Annotated in this window: 14 protein-coding genes, 1 tRNA gene and 1 other RNA gene; 12 read left to right on the plus strand and 4 right to left on the minus strand. The window is 63.3% G+C overall.

Translation table 11 applies throughout. From position 1 onward, the window contains the following. Window positions 1-11 precede the first annotated feature (11 nt). A complete protein-coding gene (gene guaD, locus ACBR42_RS02050; RefSeq protein ID WP_371207173.1) occupies window positions 12-1,346 on the plus strand; it encodes a guanine deaminase in 1,335 nt (444 codons plus the stop codon). Window positions 1,347-1,368: 22 nt separating this feature from the next. Here the strand turns inward: guaD and ACBR42_RS02055 are convergent. Next, window positions 1,369-1,458 (minus strand) — tRNA-Ser (locus ACBR42_RS02055). A gap of 249 nt (window positions 1,459-1,707) precedes the next feature. Here ACBR42_RS02055 and rplU point away from each other — a divergent pair. The 4 genes from rplU (at window position 1,708) to proB (ending at window position 4,694) form a co-directional block, all read left to right on the plus strand. After that, window positions 1,708-2,022 (plus strand): 50S ribosomal protein L21, encoded by a 315-nt coding sequence (rplU, locus tag ACBR42_RS02060; RefSeq protein WP_102323383.1) that lies wholly within the window; start codon window positions 1,708-1,710, stop codon window positions 2,020-2,022. A gap of 65 nt (window positions 2,023-2,087) precedes the next feature. Further along, on the plus strand, window positions 2,088-2,357 hold the full coding sequence (rpmA, locus tag ACBR42_RS02065) for a 50S ribosomal protein L27 (protein WP_102323382.1): 270 nt from the start codon (window positions 2,088-2,090) through the stop codon (window positions 2,355-2,357). Between the two features lie 148 nt (window positions 2,358-2,505). Beyond that, window positions 2,506-3,543: a GTPase ObgE gene (gene obgE / locus ACBR42_RS02070; RefSeq protein ID WP_102323381.1), complete on the plus strand. Its 1,038-nt coding sequence runs from the start codon at window positions 2,506-2,508 to the stop codon at window positions 3,541-3,543. Continuing rightward, window positions 3,540-4,694: a glutamate 5-kinase gene (gene proB, locus ACBR42_RS02075; protein WP_102323380.1), complete on the plus strand. Its 1,155-nt coding sequence runs from the start codon at window positions 3,540-3,542 to the stop codon at window positions 4,692-4,694. The genes obgE and proB overlap by 4 nt, the downstream gene beginning before the upstream one ends. A 12-nt stretch (window positions 4,695-4,706) precedes the next feature. Here the strand turns inward: proB and ACBR42_RS02080 are convergent, their stop codons facing one another. Together ACBR42_RS02080 and ACBR42_RS02085 are read right to left on the minus strand one after the other, a co-directional pair. Beyond that, on the minus strand, window positions 4,707-5,435 hold the full coding sequence (locus ACBR42_RS02080; protein WP_371207174.1) for a hypothetical protein: 729 nt from the start codon (window positions 5,433-5,435) through the stop codon (window positions 4,707-4,709). 64 nt (window positions 5,436-5,499) lie between these two features. Beyond that, on the minus strand, window positions 5,500-5,775 hold the full coding sequence (locus ACBR42_RS02085; protein ID WP_102323378.1) for a DUF2312 domain-containing protein: 276 nt from the start codon (window positions 5,773-5,775) through the stop codon (window positions 5,500-5,502). A 255-nt stretch (window positions 5,776-6,030) separates the two neighbouring features. Here ACBR42_RS02085 and zwf point away from each other — a divergent pair, with 255 nt between their 5' ends. Both zwf and ACBR42_RS02095 read left to right on the plus strand, forming a co-directional pair. Further along, window positions 6,031-7,512 carry a glucose-6-phosphate dehydrogenase gene (gene zwf / locus ACBR42_RS02090; RefSeq protein ID WP_102323377.1) on the plus strand — a complete coding sequence of 494 codons (1,482 nt, stop codon included), beginning with the start codon at window positions 6,031-6,033 and terminating at the stop codon, window positions 7,510-7,512. Between the two features lie 6 nt (window positions 7,513-7,518). Next, window positions 7,519-7,974 (plus strand): hypothetical protein, encoded by a 456-nt coding sequence (locus tag ACBR42_RS02095; RefSeq protein WP_371207176.1) that lies wholly within the window; start codon window positions 7,519-7,521, stop codon window positions 7,972-7,974. On the opposite strand, the gene ACBR42_RS02100 is transcribed toward ACBR42_RS02095, so the two are convergent. After that, complete coding sequence (locus ACBR42_RS02100; protein ID WP_371207177.1) at window positions 7,913-8,929, minus strand: alpha/beta hydrolase; 1,017 nt, start codon at window positions 8,927-8,929, stop codon at window positions 7,913-7,915. The two genes, ACBR42_RS02095 and ACBR42_RS02100, sit on opposite strands and share 62 nt — an antisense overlap. 103 nt (window positions 8,930-9,032) lie before the next feature. On the opposite strand from ACBR42_RS02100, the gene rnpB reads away from it, so the two are divergent. The 5 genes from rnpB (at window position 9,033) to ACBR42_RS02125 (ending at window position 14,088) form a co-directional block, all read left to right on the plus strand. After that, an RNA gene (gene rnpB, locus ACBR42_RS02105) (RNase P RNA component class A) lies at window positions 9,033-9,446 on the plus strand. Window positions 9,447-9,776: 330 nt separating this feature from the next. Continuing rightward, complete coding sequence (mraZ, locus tag ACBR42_RS02110) at window positions 9,777-10,250, plus strand: division/cell wall cluster transcriptional repressor MraZ (RefSeq protein WP_102323375.1); 474 nt, start codon at window positions 9,777-9,779, stop codon at window positions 10,248-10,250. Then, the gene (gene rsmH, locus ACBR42_RS02115) at window positions 10,247-11,245 is read left to right on the plus strand and encodes a 16S rRNA (cytosine(1402)-N(4))-methyltransferase RsmH (RefSeq protein WP_110547877.1); all 999 of its coding nucleotides are present in this window, start codon (window positions 10,247-10,249) and stop codon (window positions 11,243-11,245) included. The genes mraZ and rsmH overlap by 4 nt, the downstream gene beginning before the upstream one ends. Then, complete coding sequence (locus ACBR42_RS02120; protein WP_282759694.1) at window positions 11,242-12,027, plus strand: ABC transporter permease; 786 nt, start codon at window positions 11,242-11,244, stop codon at window positions 12,025-12,027. The genes rsmH and ACBR42_RS02120 overlap by 4 nt, the downstream gene beginning before the upstream one ends. 36 nt (window positions 12,028-12,063) lie before the next feature. After that, on the plus strand, window positions 12,064-14,088 hold the full coding sequence (locus tag ACBR42_RS02125) for a penicillin-binding protein 2 (protein WP_110547879.1): 2,025 nt from the start codon (window positions 12,064-12,066) through the stop codon (window positions 14,086-14,088). The last annotated feature ends 3 nt before the right edge of the window (window positions 14,089-14,091 follow it).

Consider the following 14,091-nt stretch of genomic DNA (forward strand, 5'->3'; position numbering starts at 1 on the left):
CGGAGCCAATCATGACCCCTGCCCCCGCCAATGCCGCCCTGCGCGGTCATATTGTCACGTTTCGCGGCAATCCCTTCCTCATGCCGCCCGAAGACGCCCTGCTGGACGAACCCGACGGGCTGGTTCTGGTACAGGACGGACGCATCACGCATGCCGGCGCCCATGATGAAACGATTGCCCACCTGCCGCCGGGCATGCAGGTTACGGATTACCGGGGCTGCCTGATTTCCGCCGGTTTCGTGGATACCCATGTCCACTATCCGCAACTGCCCATGATCGCGGCCTATGGCGAACAGTTGCTGGAATGGCTTGAACGCTACACCTTCCCCACCGAACGTCACTTCGCCGATGGTGCGTATGCCGCCACGATCGCACGCAAATTCCTGCGCGGCCTGCTGACCTGCGGCACGACGACGGCTGCCGTCTACTGCACGGTTCATCCGCAATCGGTTGATGCGTTCTTTACGGAATCGACCCGTCTCGGCACGCTGATGATCGCGGGCAAGGTACTGATGGACCGTAACGCCCCTGACTACCTGCGCGACACGGCCCAGCAGGGATATGATGAATCCCTGCGCCTGATCGAACGCTGGCACGGACGCGACCGGCAGTATTATGCCGTAACCCCCCGCTTCGCCCCCACCAGCACGCCGGAACAGCTTGAGCTGGCGGGCGCCCTTCTTCAGCGCGACGATACCCTGTTCATGCAGACCCACCTTGCCGAAAACAGGGCGGAGGTGGCGTGGGTATCAGAACTGTTCCCTGACAGCCGTTCCTATCTGGATGTGTATGACCGCACTGGTCTGGTCCGTCCGCGCAGCGTGATGGGCCACGGTATCTATGTGGATGAACACGATTTATGCCGCTGCCATGAAAGTGGCTGCGCGCTGGCGCACTGCCCCACATCCAACCTGTTTCTGGGCAGCGGCCTTTTCCGGCTGCATGACGTAACCGATCCCCGCCGCCCGGTACGCACGGGACTGGGCAGCGATGTGGGAGCCGGCACCAGCCTGTCGCACCTGCAGACCATGAACGAGGCCTACAAGGTCGCACGCCTGGGCGGAAACCGGCTGCACCCGGTACAGGCATTCTGGCTGGCGACGGCAGGCGGTGCGCATGCGCTGCATCTGGATGACCGCATTGGCATGGTAGCGGCGGGCATGGATGCGGATCTGTGCATTCTTGACCCGCGTGCGACGTCCATACAGACGCTGCGCGCGGAAATGTGCGACAGCACGGCGGACCTGCTGTTCACACTCATGATGCTGGGCGATGACCGCAGCATCCGCGCAACCTATGCAGGCGGACGGCTGGTTCATGACCGCGACAGCGAAACAGCGATTTAGGGAAACATCACACGCGATGCAGTGGCGGAGAGGGTGGGATTCGAACCCACGGTACGCTTGCACGCACAACGGTTTTCGAGACCGCCCCGTTCGACCGCTCCGGCACCTCTCCAACTGCACGCGGTGATGCAGCGGCTTATAGGGGGCAGATGTAACGGGCGCAAGGGGTCTTTTTTGCCCTGTTCCACGCACCATAAAAAATATTGACCTGCGCCCCGCCACCCAGTAAAAGCCCGCATTCACCCCGCGCGGACGGGGAGCCGCTGCAATTGCGGCCAATATAAAAAAGCGACTGGGCCGTGTCGCCTGCACCCCTGAACCGGTGCCGCACACGCCAAGAGATCGGAAAGATAGATAGAGAATGTTTGCAGTTATCCGTACCGGCGGGAAGCAGTACCGTGTTTCCAAGGATGCCGTCCTGAAGGTTGAAAAGCTGGAAGCCGAAGCCGGCGCCACCATCACGTTCGACCAGGTCCTGGCCGTTGGCGGCGAAGGTGGCACGACCATCGGCGCGCCGACCGTGGCAGGCGCCACCGTCACCGCAACCGTGATCGCGCAGGACCGTCTGGCGAAGATCATCATCTTCAAGAAGCGCCGCCGGCAGAACAGCCGCCGCAAGAATGGCCACCGCCAGCCGGTGACCGTGGTGCGCATTTCCGCGATCAACGCCGCCTGATCCCCGCCCGGTCATACAGGCTGGGCAGGTTTGATCAGAGATTTCAGTTTTAAGGAGTTCAGGCAATGGCACAAAAAAAGGCAGGCGGTTCGTCCCGTAACGGACGCGATAGCGCCGGACGTCGTCTTGGCGTCAAGAAGTTTGGTGGCGAAAGCGTCATCGCTGGCAACATCATCGTCCGTCAGCGCGGCACGAAGATGAAGCCGGGCGTGAACGTTGGCGTTGGCCGCGACCACACCCTGTTTTCGCTGGTTGACGGACAGGTGAAGTTCGAGCGCCGTGCAGAAGGCCGCGTGCATGTTTCCGTGCAGGCCCTGCCGCTGGCAGCCGAATAAGGCACGCGCCTTATCACTACGGGTTTTCCCGAATTGAGGGGGGCGGTCATTCTGGCCGCCCCCCTTTTTCGTATGATGCCGGGCAGCATTCTCTGGTATCATGCATGCATACGGGGCGCGCATTCAGGCCCCTACCGGATCGCAGGCAATGAAGTTTCTTGACCAGGCCAAAATCTATGTAAAATCCGGCGATGGCGGTGACGGTGTCGTCGCCTTCCGCCGTGAGAAATATATCGAATTTGGCGGTCCGGACGGGGGCAATGGCGGGCGCGGCGGGGATATCATCTTCGAAGCGGTCGATAACCTGAACACCCTGATCGATTTTCGCTACACCCAGCATTTCCGCGCCCGCAAGGGCGGCAATGGCGCGGGCTCCGACCGGACGGGGGCCGCGGCGGAAACGGTTGTAATCAAGGTGCCGATCGGCACCCAGATTTTCGATGAAGACCGCGAAACCATGCTGGGCGATCTCGACACGGCGGGCATGCGCCTGCTGCTGTGCCGTGGCGGGGATGGCGGACGCGGCAATGCCCATTACAAGACCAGCACCAACCGCGCCCCGCGCCGGGCGGACAAGGGCTGGCCGGGTGAGGAACGCTGGGTCTGGCTGCGCCTGAAACTGATTGCCGATGTCGGGCTGGTTGGCCTGCCCAATGCAGGTAAATCCACCTTCCTGTCCACCGTATCGGCGGCACGGCCAAAGATCGCTGATTACCCCTTCACCACCCTGCATCCGCAGCTTGGTGTGGTGCGGCTGTCGGTTACGGAAGAATTCGTCATTGCGGATATTCCTGGCCTGATCGAAGGCGCGCATGAAGGCAGCGGGCTGGGCGACCGTTTTCTTGGCCATGTCGAACGCTGCGCGGTGCTGCTGCACCTGATCGACGGCACGGCGGAAGACGTCGTTGAATCCTGGCGCACCATCCGCCATGAACTGTCCGAATATGGTGGCGGTCTGGCGGAAAAGCCGGAAATCATTGTCCTGAACAAGATTGACGCCCTCCTGCCCGAGGAAATCGACGAGCGCCGCACGGCCCTTGAACAGGCAAGCGGACAGACGGTGATGTGCATGTCATCCGTCGCGCATATGAATGTGGATACGGTGCTGCGCCAGTTGCAGGATTACGTAACCCGCAACCGTGCTGAAAAGGCCGAGCAGGAAAAGGGGGAGATCCCCGCCACATGACGGATACCCCCCTGCCCGCCCTGCGTAACGCACGGCGCGTTGTCGTCAAGATTGGCAGCGCGCTGATTGTCGACCCGGCCGAAGCCGCCCCCCGGCAGGCATGGCTGGACAGCGTTGCCCACGACATCGCCAGCCTGCGCGCACAGGGTACTGAAGTCGTGGTCGTGTCTTCCGGCGCAATCGCACTGGCGCGCCATCAACTGGGGCTGACACGCCCGGTGCTGCGGCTGGAAGAAAAGCAGGCCGCAGCTTCGGTCGGCCAGATCCGGCTGGCGCAGGCATGGACCGATGCCCTGTCGCGCCATGAACTGACGGCGGCGCAGCTTCTGCTTACCCCCGATGATACCGAACACCGCAACCGGTATCTCAATGCCCGGGCCTCGCTCAACACGCTTCTGGCGCTGGGCTGCGTGCCGATCATCAACGAAAATGACGCCATCGCCACAACGGAAATCCGCTTTGGCGACAATGACCGCCTTGGCGCGCGCGTGGCGGAAATGATCAATGCGGACCAGCTTGTCCTGCTATCCGACATTGACGGGCTTTATACCGCCGATCCGCGCAATAATCCCGATGCCCGTCACCTGCCGGTCGTGGCCGCCCTGACCGACAGTATCGAAGCCATGGGGGGCGCACCACCGCCGGGCTATTCATCGGGCGGCATGCGCACAAAGCTCATGGCGGCGCGCATCGCCACACAGGCGGGCTGCGCCATGGCAATCGCCCGCGGTCAGGGCCTGCATCCGCTGGCGCGCCTGCGTGATGGCGCGCGCTGCACATGGTTCCTGCCCGCCCCCGATGCCCGTTCCGCCCGCAAGAACTGGATTGCAGGCAGCCTGACCCCGGCGGGTCACGCCGTGATTGATGATGGCGCCGTGCAGGCCCTGATAATGGGATCGTCACTTCTGCCCGCAGGCGTGACCGAAGTGACGGGCGATTTCGACCGGGGCGACCTGATTGCGGTGCTGGACCGGCAGGGCCAGAAGATTGCCTGTGGCCTTGCGGCTTACGCGGCGGATGAAGCCCGCAGGATCGCGGGACATCAGTCTGAACGGATCGAAGCCCTGCTGGGCTGGCAGGGCACGGATGAACTGATCCACCGGGACGATCTGGTGCTGTTTGCAAAAACCGAAAACACACCCAACTGCTAGGTTCTGCCCGGACTAGTCGGCCCGGGGCGGCCAGCGCAGGGTTGGTTCCGTGCGCAGCCTGCGTTCTGGTGGCCAGACGGAGGCACGCACGGGCCGATTCGTAGCTACAGGCCCGGATTCAGTCCGTCCGTTACGGCTCCATTCCGACAGGCTGGGGCCATGATCCCCGCGCCTGTTGTCCTGCCCCCCTGCCGGGAGTTCGGCTTCAGGTGGACGGGGAACGTAGGGCCGCGCGGGACGGGGGGGCTGCGGTGACCAGTCATCCCTTTCTACCTCGCCATACTGGCGGGTGCGCACGGGGTCGGGTTGAACCTGACGCTGTGGCGTGGCAGCCGGGGGCTGTGGCTGAACACGGGCCGCGCGGCGTTCATAGGCAGGTATGTCACGCTCTTCTTCCGCACCGTCACGGTCAGGCGTGACGGGAACGGGTCCGCCCCGTGGCGTTTCGGGTTCCCATACAGGCACGGACGGCGCGGGAGATGCCTGCATGGACGGACGTGGATCGAGCATGTCGGGCAACGTCTCGCCCGCGGCAGGCGGCGCGCTGTTCAGTCCCATCGCCATGACACGCAACTGGGCCTGAAGGTCGTCAAGCTGCACGGCCAGATTATCCAGCCGTCCTTTCACGCCAAATACCGCGAAGGGCACCAGCAGCCATACCAGAGCGAACAGCATACCGCCCACCAGCAGCGCGGCCTGCGCCCATGGCGGCATCCATTGCGGGAAAAGGGACGACAGCATGTATCATGCGCCCTGAACTGAAGTTACCCGGCGGCACAGGCCCGTTGCCCACGCCGCCAGACCATTACATGCCAAGCGCGCGACGGTAGATGTCAAGCAGGGTTTCCTGCTCCTCCACTTCCGCGGGTTCCTGCTTGCGCAGGCGGATGATCTGGCGGATCACCTTTACATCAAACCCGGCGGACTTCGCCTCGGTAAAAATATCCTTGATGTCGCCTGCAAGCGCCTTGCGCTCTTCTTCAAGGCGCTCAACGCGTTCGATAATGCTGCGCAGGCGGTCGGCTGCGATACCGCCGACCGCGGCAGGCTTGTCGTCCGCCTCGAAATTGTCAGCATTCATGGCAGGTGTCTCCAGATATCGTGATTGTGCCGTTCCGCGCCCGCCGGCACATATGAAATTAATGTCACTAGGCGACGGGGTGGAACGGCGGGATTATCGCGCCGCTGTCCGATGGTCAATGCCAACTTGACAGCGCGAAGAAGCGGGCCGTAATCGGACGGCAGCAACAGGCCGCTTTCGCGTCATACCCTATTCATGCCGCATGCGTCCGCACGGCATGCACGATACCAGAGATCAGGCAGGAGGCCGACTTCCATGGCACATCTTCCCCCCGTTGATACCTTTGACTACATCGTTTTCGGCGGGACCGGGGATCTGACCATGCGCAAGCTGCTGCCTGCGCTTTACCACCGTTACCGCGATGGGCAGATCCCGGAAGATTCCCGCATTATCGGCACTGCGCGTTCCCCCCTTTCGCGGGCGGAATACCAGCAGCGCGCCCAGGCGGCGCTGGGTGAACACGTCAAGCCCGATGCGCTGGATGATGCAACGGTGCAGCGTTTCCTGAACATGGTGTATTATGTCAGCCTCAACGGGGCGGAAGCCGACAGTGACTGGCCCGCGCTGAAGGCGCTGTTCGGTGATGCCTCGACATCCCGTATCCGGGTGTATTATCTGGCGACCTCGCCCGCGCTGTATGGCCAGATATGTGAAAACCTCAGCCGCGAAGACCTGATTACCGCGCAGTCGCGCGTGGTACTGGAAAAACCCATCGGCACCGACCTCGCCAGTGCGGAAGCAATCAATGACAGCGTTGGCCGTCATTTCCCCGAAAATCATATTTTCCGTATCGACCATTATCTGGGCAAGGAGACGGTCCAGAACCTGATTGCGCTGCGCTTCGCCAATCCGGTGTTTGAACGCCTGTGGTCGTGCGATGCAATCGACTATGTGCAGATCACCGCCGCCGAGACCGTGGGCGTGGAGGGGCGTGGCGCGTATTACGACCGCTCCGGGGCGCTGCGCGACATGATCCAGAACCACCTGCTGCAGGTGCTGTGCCTTGTGGCGATGGACCCGCCCGTATCGCTGGAAGCCGATGCGGTGCGTAACGAGAAGCTCAAGGTGCTGCGCGCACTCAAGCCCATTTCCGCCGATGACGTGGCCATCTATACCTCACGCGGGCAGTACGCGCGCGGCACCATCGGGGACAAGACCGTTGGCAGTTATCTGGAAGACCTTGGCGAGGGCGTGACCAGCGAGACCGAAACCTTCGTTGCCCTCAAGGCGGAAATCCTGACATGGCGGTGGGGCAACGTGCCGTTCTACCTGCGCTCGGGCAAGCGCATGGCGGAAAAGTGCAGCGAGATCGTGATCCAGTTCAAGTCGGCCCCGTGGTCCATTTTCTCCAACCGGCCCGAACCCAACCGCCTGATCATCCGCATCCAGCCCGATGAAGGCGTGATGCTGTGCGTATCCACCAAGGACCCGACACCGACCGACAGCCTGACCCTGCGTGACGCGGACATCAATGTCGAGTTCGAGAAAGCTTTCAACATCCGCTATCCCGACGCGTATGAACGCCTGCTGCTGGACGTAGTGCGTGGCGACCCGATCCTGTTCATCCGCCGCGATGAAGTGGCCGCCGCATGGCGCTGGATCGATCCCATCCTGCAGGGATGGAAGGAACGCAAGGCCCCGCTCGAACCCTATGCCGCAGGCACATGGGGACCGGAAGGTGCCCGAAACCTGCTGTCGCAGTCAGGGCATCTGTGGCACGAGGACATGAAAAAATAATCCCACATGAATGATACAACACAGGCCACCCCGCCGCGCCTGACCCGCAGGCGCGCGCCCCTCAGCCTGAAACAGCGCATCCTGCGCCGGGTCATGATGATCGTGCCCATGGCCGCGCTGGTTTTTCTGGTCGGCCGGATGGGCTGGCTGGATCAGGCTGCGGACAAGCTGACGTTTTCACGCACAAGCTGGTTCGACAATACCGCCGTGGTCGAGCATTTCCGCACCATCGTCACCCATAACGGCATGACATCGGACGCCAAGGACTGCCTGCTGTTCGTCATCAATGGCAACGACCCGCCAGACGCCACACGTCTGGAGGTTCTGGAAAAACATTCAGGCAAGTGCCCTGGCGACCGGGATACCCTGCCGCACCTGTTCACCATCCAGATCGACCGCCTTAACCAGACCGCCCAGACGGACTGGCAGTCGCCGGGGATGTTCCATCCCCTGCCCCGTTAGGCACATCTTTATCACGCAGGGTACGCCGCAGCGCACGAGCCCCATAGCGGATGGCCTCGCGTCCGGCGGGCAGGAATGAATAGAAGTTCAGGAAGCCATGCACCGTTCCCCGCCATGTCCGGGTTTCGGCATGGCTTCCGGCCCGCCGCATTTCCGCCGCGTATCCCGTTCCTTCATCATGCAGCGGATCGCACTGCGCCAGCGCGATGATCGCAGGCGGCAACCCCGCGAGCGACGGAGCAAAAATCGGCGCCAGTTTCGGATCACGCAGGTCATCGGGCGTGCGGATATACTGCTCCGCGTACCATTCCATAAGCCGCGTCGACAGGACGTAGCCATGCGCATAGGCCTGCCGCGAAGGGACATCACGTTCCCCAAACAGGGACGGATAATACAGCAGTTGCATGGCCAGTTCGGGACCACCCGCATCCCGCGCCATCTGGCTCAGCACCGCCGCCAGCGTGCCCCCGGCGCTGTCGCCCGCCACCGCAATGGGACCGCCCCAGCGATGGGCTTCCCCCGCCAGCCACCGCAGCGCAGCCCAGCAGTCATCCACCGCATGGGGAAAACGGTTTTCCGGCGCCAGGCTGTAGGATAGCGACAGAACCGCGGCACCTGACTGCCGCGCCAGCCTGCAGCAGATCCCATGGTGGGAATTGAGCCCACAATGCACATACCCCCCACCATGCATGAACAGCACCACGCCATGCACCCGGCCATAAGGCACGTATAACCGGGCGGGCAGCAGGCGATCACGCCCCGGCGCGTGGCAATCCATCACGCGCCGTACCTGTAGCGAGGACAGCGCCATGGGAAAACATGGGCGATCCAGCTTGCGGCGCAGGTCTTCCAGTGTATGGGGCGCTTGCGGCCTGCGGGAAGACAGCCACTTCATTCCCCCCAGCAGCACACGGGTCAGCAGGCCGGGGCGAGATGGGCTGGCCAGATCAGGCATGATGCACGTCGTACGGGACAAAACGGACATAAAGGGCGAGAGCGGATGGCATGATTTCATTTATAGCTTGACGCAGCCCCCCTGCACCTCCAGTTTCCGCATGCCAGACGGTCGGACGGTCGCTGTCGCGTGGTTCTGCCATGTGATGGAGGAAAGTCCGGGCTCCACGGAAAAACGGTGCCGGCTAACGGCCGGCGGGGGCGACCCCAGGGACAGTGCCACAGAAAACAGACCGCCCTCACGGCGGTGTCCGTAGCAATACGGGCAGTGTTGGGGGCAAGGGTGAAACGGTGCGGTAAGAGCGCACCGCATCCATGGTAACATGGATGGCAGGGTAAACCCCACCGGGAGCAAGACCGAATAGGAACGGCGGATGGGCCGCAAGGCGCCATCGGGGGTTTTCCGCCCTGTCGTTCGGGTTGGTCGCGCAAGGTGTGTCGCAAGACTCATCGCAGAGGAATGACCGTCCCGCCCCTTCCGGGGCGGACAGAACCCGGCTTACAGACCGTCTGGTATTTACCCAATCCGCACCACAACACGCGTAACGACAGCGTCGCACGCCGTGTTGTTAACAAGTATTACCCAAAAGAACAAAACATAAACCTGCCACAGCATCGCCATTTTATATGCAGATTGTGCGCTTTACCTGCCCGCACCTGTGTCTGTGCTGAATAACTGCGGTTTTCGGCCATCTTTCGCGCATCTTTAATTGACCGCCCATAAAATCCCATGTTATCCCATTCCTACGCCGGGCAAAGGGCAGTCACCAGAATTCAGGCGTGACGGTCTGGGCTGAATACGGTCGGTTTCTGAAATACGTGCCAAGCAAGGGAGGGCATCGCGCAGCGTGAGTGTATTCCTGGGCACACACCAGAACCGGCTGGATGCAAAAGGACGGGTTTCCATCCCTTCCGCATTCCGCACGGCGCTGCGTGCCAGGGCCAAATCGGGCGAACCGCTTGCCATCCTGCGACCGTCCCATCTGCATCCCTGCCTTGAGGCATGGCCCGCCGATGCTTTTGCCGCACTGACCCGCCCGCTGGATGAGATGGATATTTTTTCCCAAGACCACGACGACCTCGCCACAGCGCTATATGCCGATGCGTACCCGTTCGAAGCCGACCGGGAAGGCCGCATCCTGCTGCCTGAAACCCTGCGCAGCCATGCCGGGCTTACCGATCAGGTGGCGTTCATGGGGCTGGGCCGCACCTTCCAGATCTGGGACCCGCAGGCCGCGATGGAACGCCGTCAGGCGGCACGCGACAGTGCCCGCCGCCTTACGGCCGGTCGTGGCACGGGCAGCGGGAGCGCGTCATCATGAACGCAGCTTTTCCCCCGCACGATCCGGGCCATGTGCCCGTAATGCTGGCCGAGGTCATGGAATATCTGGCCCCGCGTGATGGCGGGCGCTACGTGGATGGCACCTTTGGCGGTGGCGGCTATGCCCGCGCCATTCTGGCTTCCGGCAACTGCACCCTGTGGGGCATCGACCGCGATCCCGCGGCCATGGAGCGCGGCGCTGCACTCGCCCCCGCCTATCCTGATGGTAGCGGTGGGTCACGGCTGCATATGCTCCATGGTGGCTTCGGGGACATGGCCGAATTACTGGCGGAAAACGCCATTACGGCGGTTGATGGAATCGTGCTCGACCTCGGCGTGTCGTCCTATCAGATTGACGAGGCCGATCGCGGATTCTCCTTCCGCATGGACGGGCCGCTGGACATGCGCATGGCCGATACGGGGCCCACAGCCGCCGATGTGGTCAACAACGCGCCGGAAGAAGAACTGGCCGACATCATTTACCATTATGGCGAAGAGCGCATGTCGCGCCGGGTGGCGCGCGCCATCGTGGCCGCCCGCGCCGAAGCCCCGCTGCTGCGCACGACCCAACTGGCTGATGTGGTGCGTTCGGTCGTGCGGCCCGACCGTTCCGGCATTGATCCCGCGACCCGCACGTTCCAGGGGCTGCGCATCCACGTCAATGACGAGCTGGGACAGATCAGGCGCGTGCTGGAACAGGCGCCTGCCCTGCTGGCGCCCGGCGGGCGGCTGGTGGTCGTCTCCTTCCACTCGCTGGAAGACAGGCTGGTCAAGCAGGCCATGTCCCTTGCAGCCGGGCGCATGCCCGCCCCGTCGCGCCATGACCCGCGCGCCATGATGCTCCGCCCCGAGCGGACGCGCTTTACGCTCCTGACCGGACGCCCTGTTCGCCCCGGTGAAGATGAAACCCGCCGCAATCCGCGCGCCCGCAGTGCACGGCTGCGCGCGATGGAATGCACGGCTCCCCCAACCCCAGTATCGGAACCTGCCCGATGAGTCGGTTTGTTACGTTATTCTGCGCTGTCATGGCGGCGGTGTCTGGCCTGTTCCTGTATAACAAGAAGCAGCAGACTACCGCGCTGGACCACCAGATCGCCCAGATCGTGGGGCAGACGGAGCGCACGCGTTCACAAACCGCCATGTTGCGGGCCGAATGGGCCATGCTGAACCAGCCCGACCGGCTGGCAAACCTCGCCAGCCGCTATGACCGGAGCCTGCAGACCGTGACCCCCGGCCAGTTCGTGCAACTGTCCGCCCTGAGCAGCCACCTGCCCGCCGTCGGCAGTGCGCCGCATCATCCCGCGCCTGCCCCGCGCGCCGTCATGGTTGCGACCCTGGCAGCCGACCATGGCATGACGCCGGCACAGGCCGACGCACCGGTGACGTCATCCCCCCGTATCATCCCCGCTGTCAGCACTGCCATGGCAGCGCATGTGGATCATGCGGTTGCCACCGTTACGCCGCGCCATGTGGAAACACCGCATGACACCCCGGTCAGGGCGATGGCGCAGAATGACGTACGCACGCCGCCGCATGTGGCGGCCCCTGAACATGTCCGCGCGCCGGAACGGGTTGCGGCGGTCGAACCGGCCCCTGTGGCCAGCAGTGTCCAGCATGACACTGTGGTGCCTGCCACCCGCATGCCCGCCTATCGCGTCCGCAGCCAGAACATTGCCGATGTGGCATGGCACCCGACGGCGGTGGCGCATATGGGAAGCACATCCCTTGGCAGCCCGCATGTCAGCGCCCTGCCGCCGCCGGTTCCCGTCAGCAACTGATTTTCCTTTCTACCGGCTTTCACGCCCGGAACGCGCATGAGCAACCCGATCCATGACCGAAATGGCAGAAGCGAGCAGGCTTCCCTCCCCCCGGGGGGAAGCCTGCGCACGCTTATGGCGCAGGACCGGATGCATGCGCGCCTGCTGTTTCTGGCGGGCGGGTTCTTCGTTCTTTTTTCGGCCATCAGTTTCAAGCTGACACTGGCCACGATCATCCGGCCCATGCCGCCACAGCAGCAGCAGATCGCGCCGCAGGTTCCCCCCATTCCCAAAAGCGACCCCAAGGGCATTATCGCGGGCGACACCGTCCTGCCGCAGGTTCACCGGGCATCGGTCATTGACCGCACCGGACAGGTGCTGGCCATGTCGCTGCCGGTGGCACAGGTCTATGCCAACCCGCTGGAGATGATCGACCCGACGGATGCGGCCCATAAGCTCAAGAGCGTGCTGCCAACCCTGAACGAGGCGGAAACGAAGCGCCGCCTGTCACTGAACAAGCAGTTCGTCTATCTGGCGCGCGACATTACCCCCGCGCAGGAACTCGCCATCAACAATCTGGGCATTCCCGGTGTGTATTTCGAACCCGGGGAGCGTCGTCGCTACCCTATGGGCCGCGTGGCGGCACAGATTCTGGGCGGGGTTGATATCGACGACCACGGCGTAGCCGGGATCGAGCGTTATTTCGACCGGCGGCTGGACACTGACCGCACGCCGCTGCGCCTGTCGATGGATGTGCGCGTGCAGAACGTGGTGCATGATGAACTGCAGGGGGCCATGGACATGTTCCAGGCCATCGGCGCATGCGCCATCGTGATGGACGTGCATACGGGCGAGATCATCAGCATGGTCAGCCTGCCCGATTATGACGCCAATGATTTTGGCAAGGCCCCCCCCGACTCACGCTTCAACCGGGCGGTGACGGGCATGTATGAACCCGGCTCGACCTTCAAGCTGCAGACCACCGCCATGGCGCTGCAGGAAGGGGTGGCCCATATCTGGGACCGCTTTTCCAGCATTCCCATCAAGATCGGTCGCTTCACCATATCGGACATGAAGTCCGACCATTTCGCGCCGTGGCTGTACCTGCCTGAAGTCATGGCCTATTCCTCCAACCCGGCGGCGGCGCATATCGCGCTGGATGCGGGGGCCGCGCGGCAGCAGGACTGGCTGCGGCATATGGGCTTTTTCTCCCGCGTGCCGGTCGAACTGCCGGAAGCGGGCCATCCGATCATCCCGTCCCTCCATAACTGGGGCGTTTCAACCACCATGACCGTGGCGTTCGGCCATGGTGTGGCCGAACCCCCGCTATCCATCGTGCGCGGCACGGCAGCGACCGCCAATGGCGGCTTCCTGCTCAAGCCCACCCTGCTGGCCCATGACAGCGCGCCTGCGGTGCCGGGAGCCGAACCGGCTGCATCCGACGCGGACATCCCGCCCGATGCGGAACGTGTGATCTCGGCCGCCAATGCGGATATCCTGCGCAAGATCCTGCGCCTCGATGTCGTCAAGGGGACGGGGCAGAAGGCGGAATCGCCGGGTTACTATGTGGGCGGCAAGACCGGCACGGCGGAAAAAATCGGTCCGCATGGCGGCTATCTCAAGCACGTCAACGTATCGGCCTTTACCGGTATTTTCCCGATGAATGCGCCGCGCTACGCCATTTACGTCATGCTCGACAGCCCCAAGCCCACAGCGCAGACCCATGGCTGGACAACGGCGGGCTGGAACGCGGCCCCCACCGCATCGCACATGATCACGCGCATAGCGCCCATGCTTGGCCTGTTCCCCGATACGCAGCATACGGCAGCGATCGAGGCCGAACTGGCGATCCCGATGGAACCGGCTGTGCCGCGTGGCTATCGCGCGCTGGGACCGGATTACGATCCGGGCACCGCGCATCTGCACGAACATGACCATGAACATGATGCCCCGGCCCGTGCCGCACGCCACGCCCGCACGCCCCGTGATGCCACCGATACCGCGCAGATAACGGACCGCGCCCTGCACGCCCGCAACGACGTACGCCGCACACCCGCCCAGCACCCGCGCGACAGGGGATGAATG

The organism is Komagataeibacter sp. SM21 (genome assembly GCF_041402665.1).
GTDB classification, from domain to species: domain Bacteria; phylum Pseudomonadota; class Alphaproteobacteria; order Acetobacterales; family Acetobacteraceae; genus Komagataeibacter; species Komagataeibacter saccharivorans.

What these genes read in the sequence shown, in the direction of transcription:
- rsmH (WP_110547877.1), top strand. Translation starts at nt 10,247, where the DNA reads ATGAACGCAGCTTTTCCCCCGCACGATCCGGGCCATGTGCCCGTAATG.
- ACBR42_RS02120 (WP_282759694.1), top strand. Translation starts at nt 11,242, where the DNA reads ATGAGTCGGTTTGTTACGTTATTCTGCGCTGTCATGGCGGCGGTGTCT.
- ACBR42_RS02080 (WP_371207174.1), bottom strand. Translation starts at nt 5,435, where the DNA reads ATGCTGTCGTCCCTTTTCCCGCAATGGATGCCGCCATGGGCGCAGGCC.
- ACBR42_RS02095 (WP_371207176.1), top strand. Translation starts at nt 7,519, where the DNA reads ATGAATGATACAACACAGGCCACCCCGCCGCGCCTGACCCGCAGGCGC.
- ACBR42_RS02085 (WP_102323378.1), bottom strand. Translation starts at nt 5,775, where the DNA reads ATGAATGCTGACAATTTCGAGGCGGACGACAAGCCTGCCGCGGTCGGC.
- rpmA (WP_102323382.1), top strand. Translation starts at nt 2,088, where the DNA reads ATGGCACAAAAAAAGGCAGGCGGTTCGTCCCGTAACGGACGCGATAGC.
- obgE (WP_102323381.1), top strand. Translation starts at nt 2,506, where the DNA reads ATGAAGTTTCTTGACCAGGCCAAAATCTATGTAAAATCCGGCGATGGC.
- rplU (WP_102323383.1), top strand. Translation starts at nt 1,708, where the DNA reads ATGTTTGCAGTTATCCGTACCGGCGGGAAGCAGTACCGTGTTTCCAAG.
- ACBR42_RS02125 (WP_110547879.1), top strand. Translation starts at nt 12,064, where the DNA reads ATGAGCAACCCGATCCATGACCGAAATGGCAGAAGCGAGCAGGCTTCC.
- proB (WP_102323380.1), top strand. Translation starts at nt 3,540, where the DNA reads ATGACGGATACCCCCCTGCCCGCCCTGCGTAACGCACGGCGCGTTGTC.
- guaD (WP_371207173.1), top strand. Translation starts at nt 12, where the DNA reads ATGACCCCTGCCCCCGCCAATGCCGCCCTGCGCGGTCATATTGTCACG.
- ACBR42_RS02100 (WP_371207177.1), bottom strand. Translation starts at nt 8,929, where the DNA reads ATGCCTGATCTGGCCAGCCCATCTCGCCCCGGCCTGCTGACCCGTGTG.
- zwf (WP_102323377.1), top strand. Translation starts at nt 6,031, where the DNA reads ATGGCACATCTTCCCCCCGTTGATACCTTTGACTACATCGTTTTCGGC.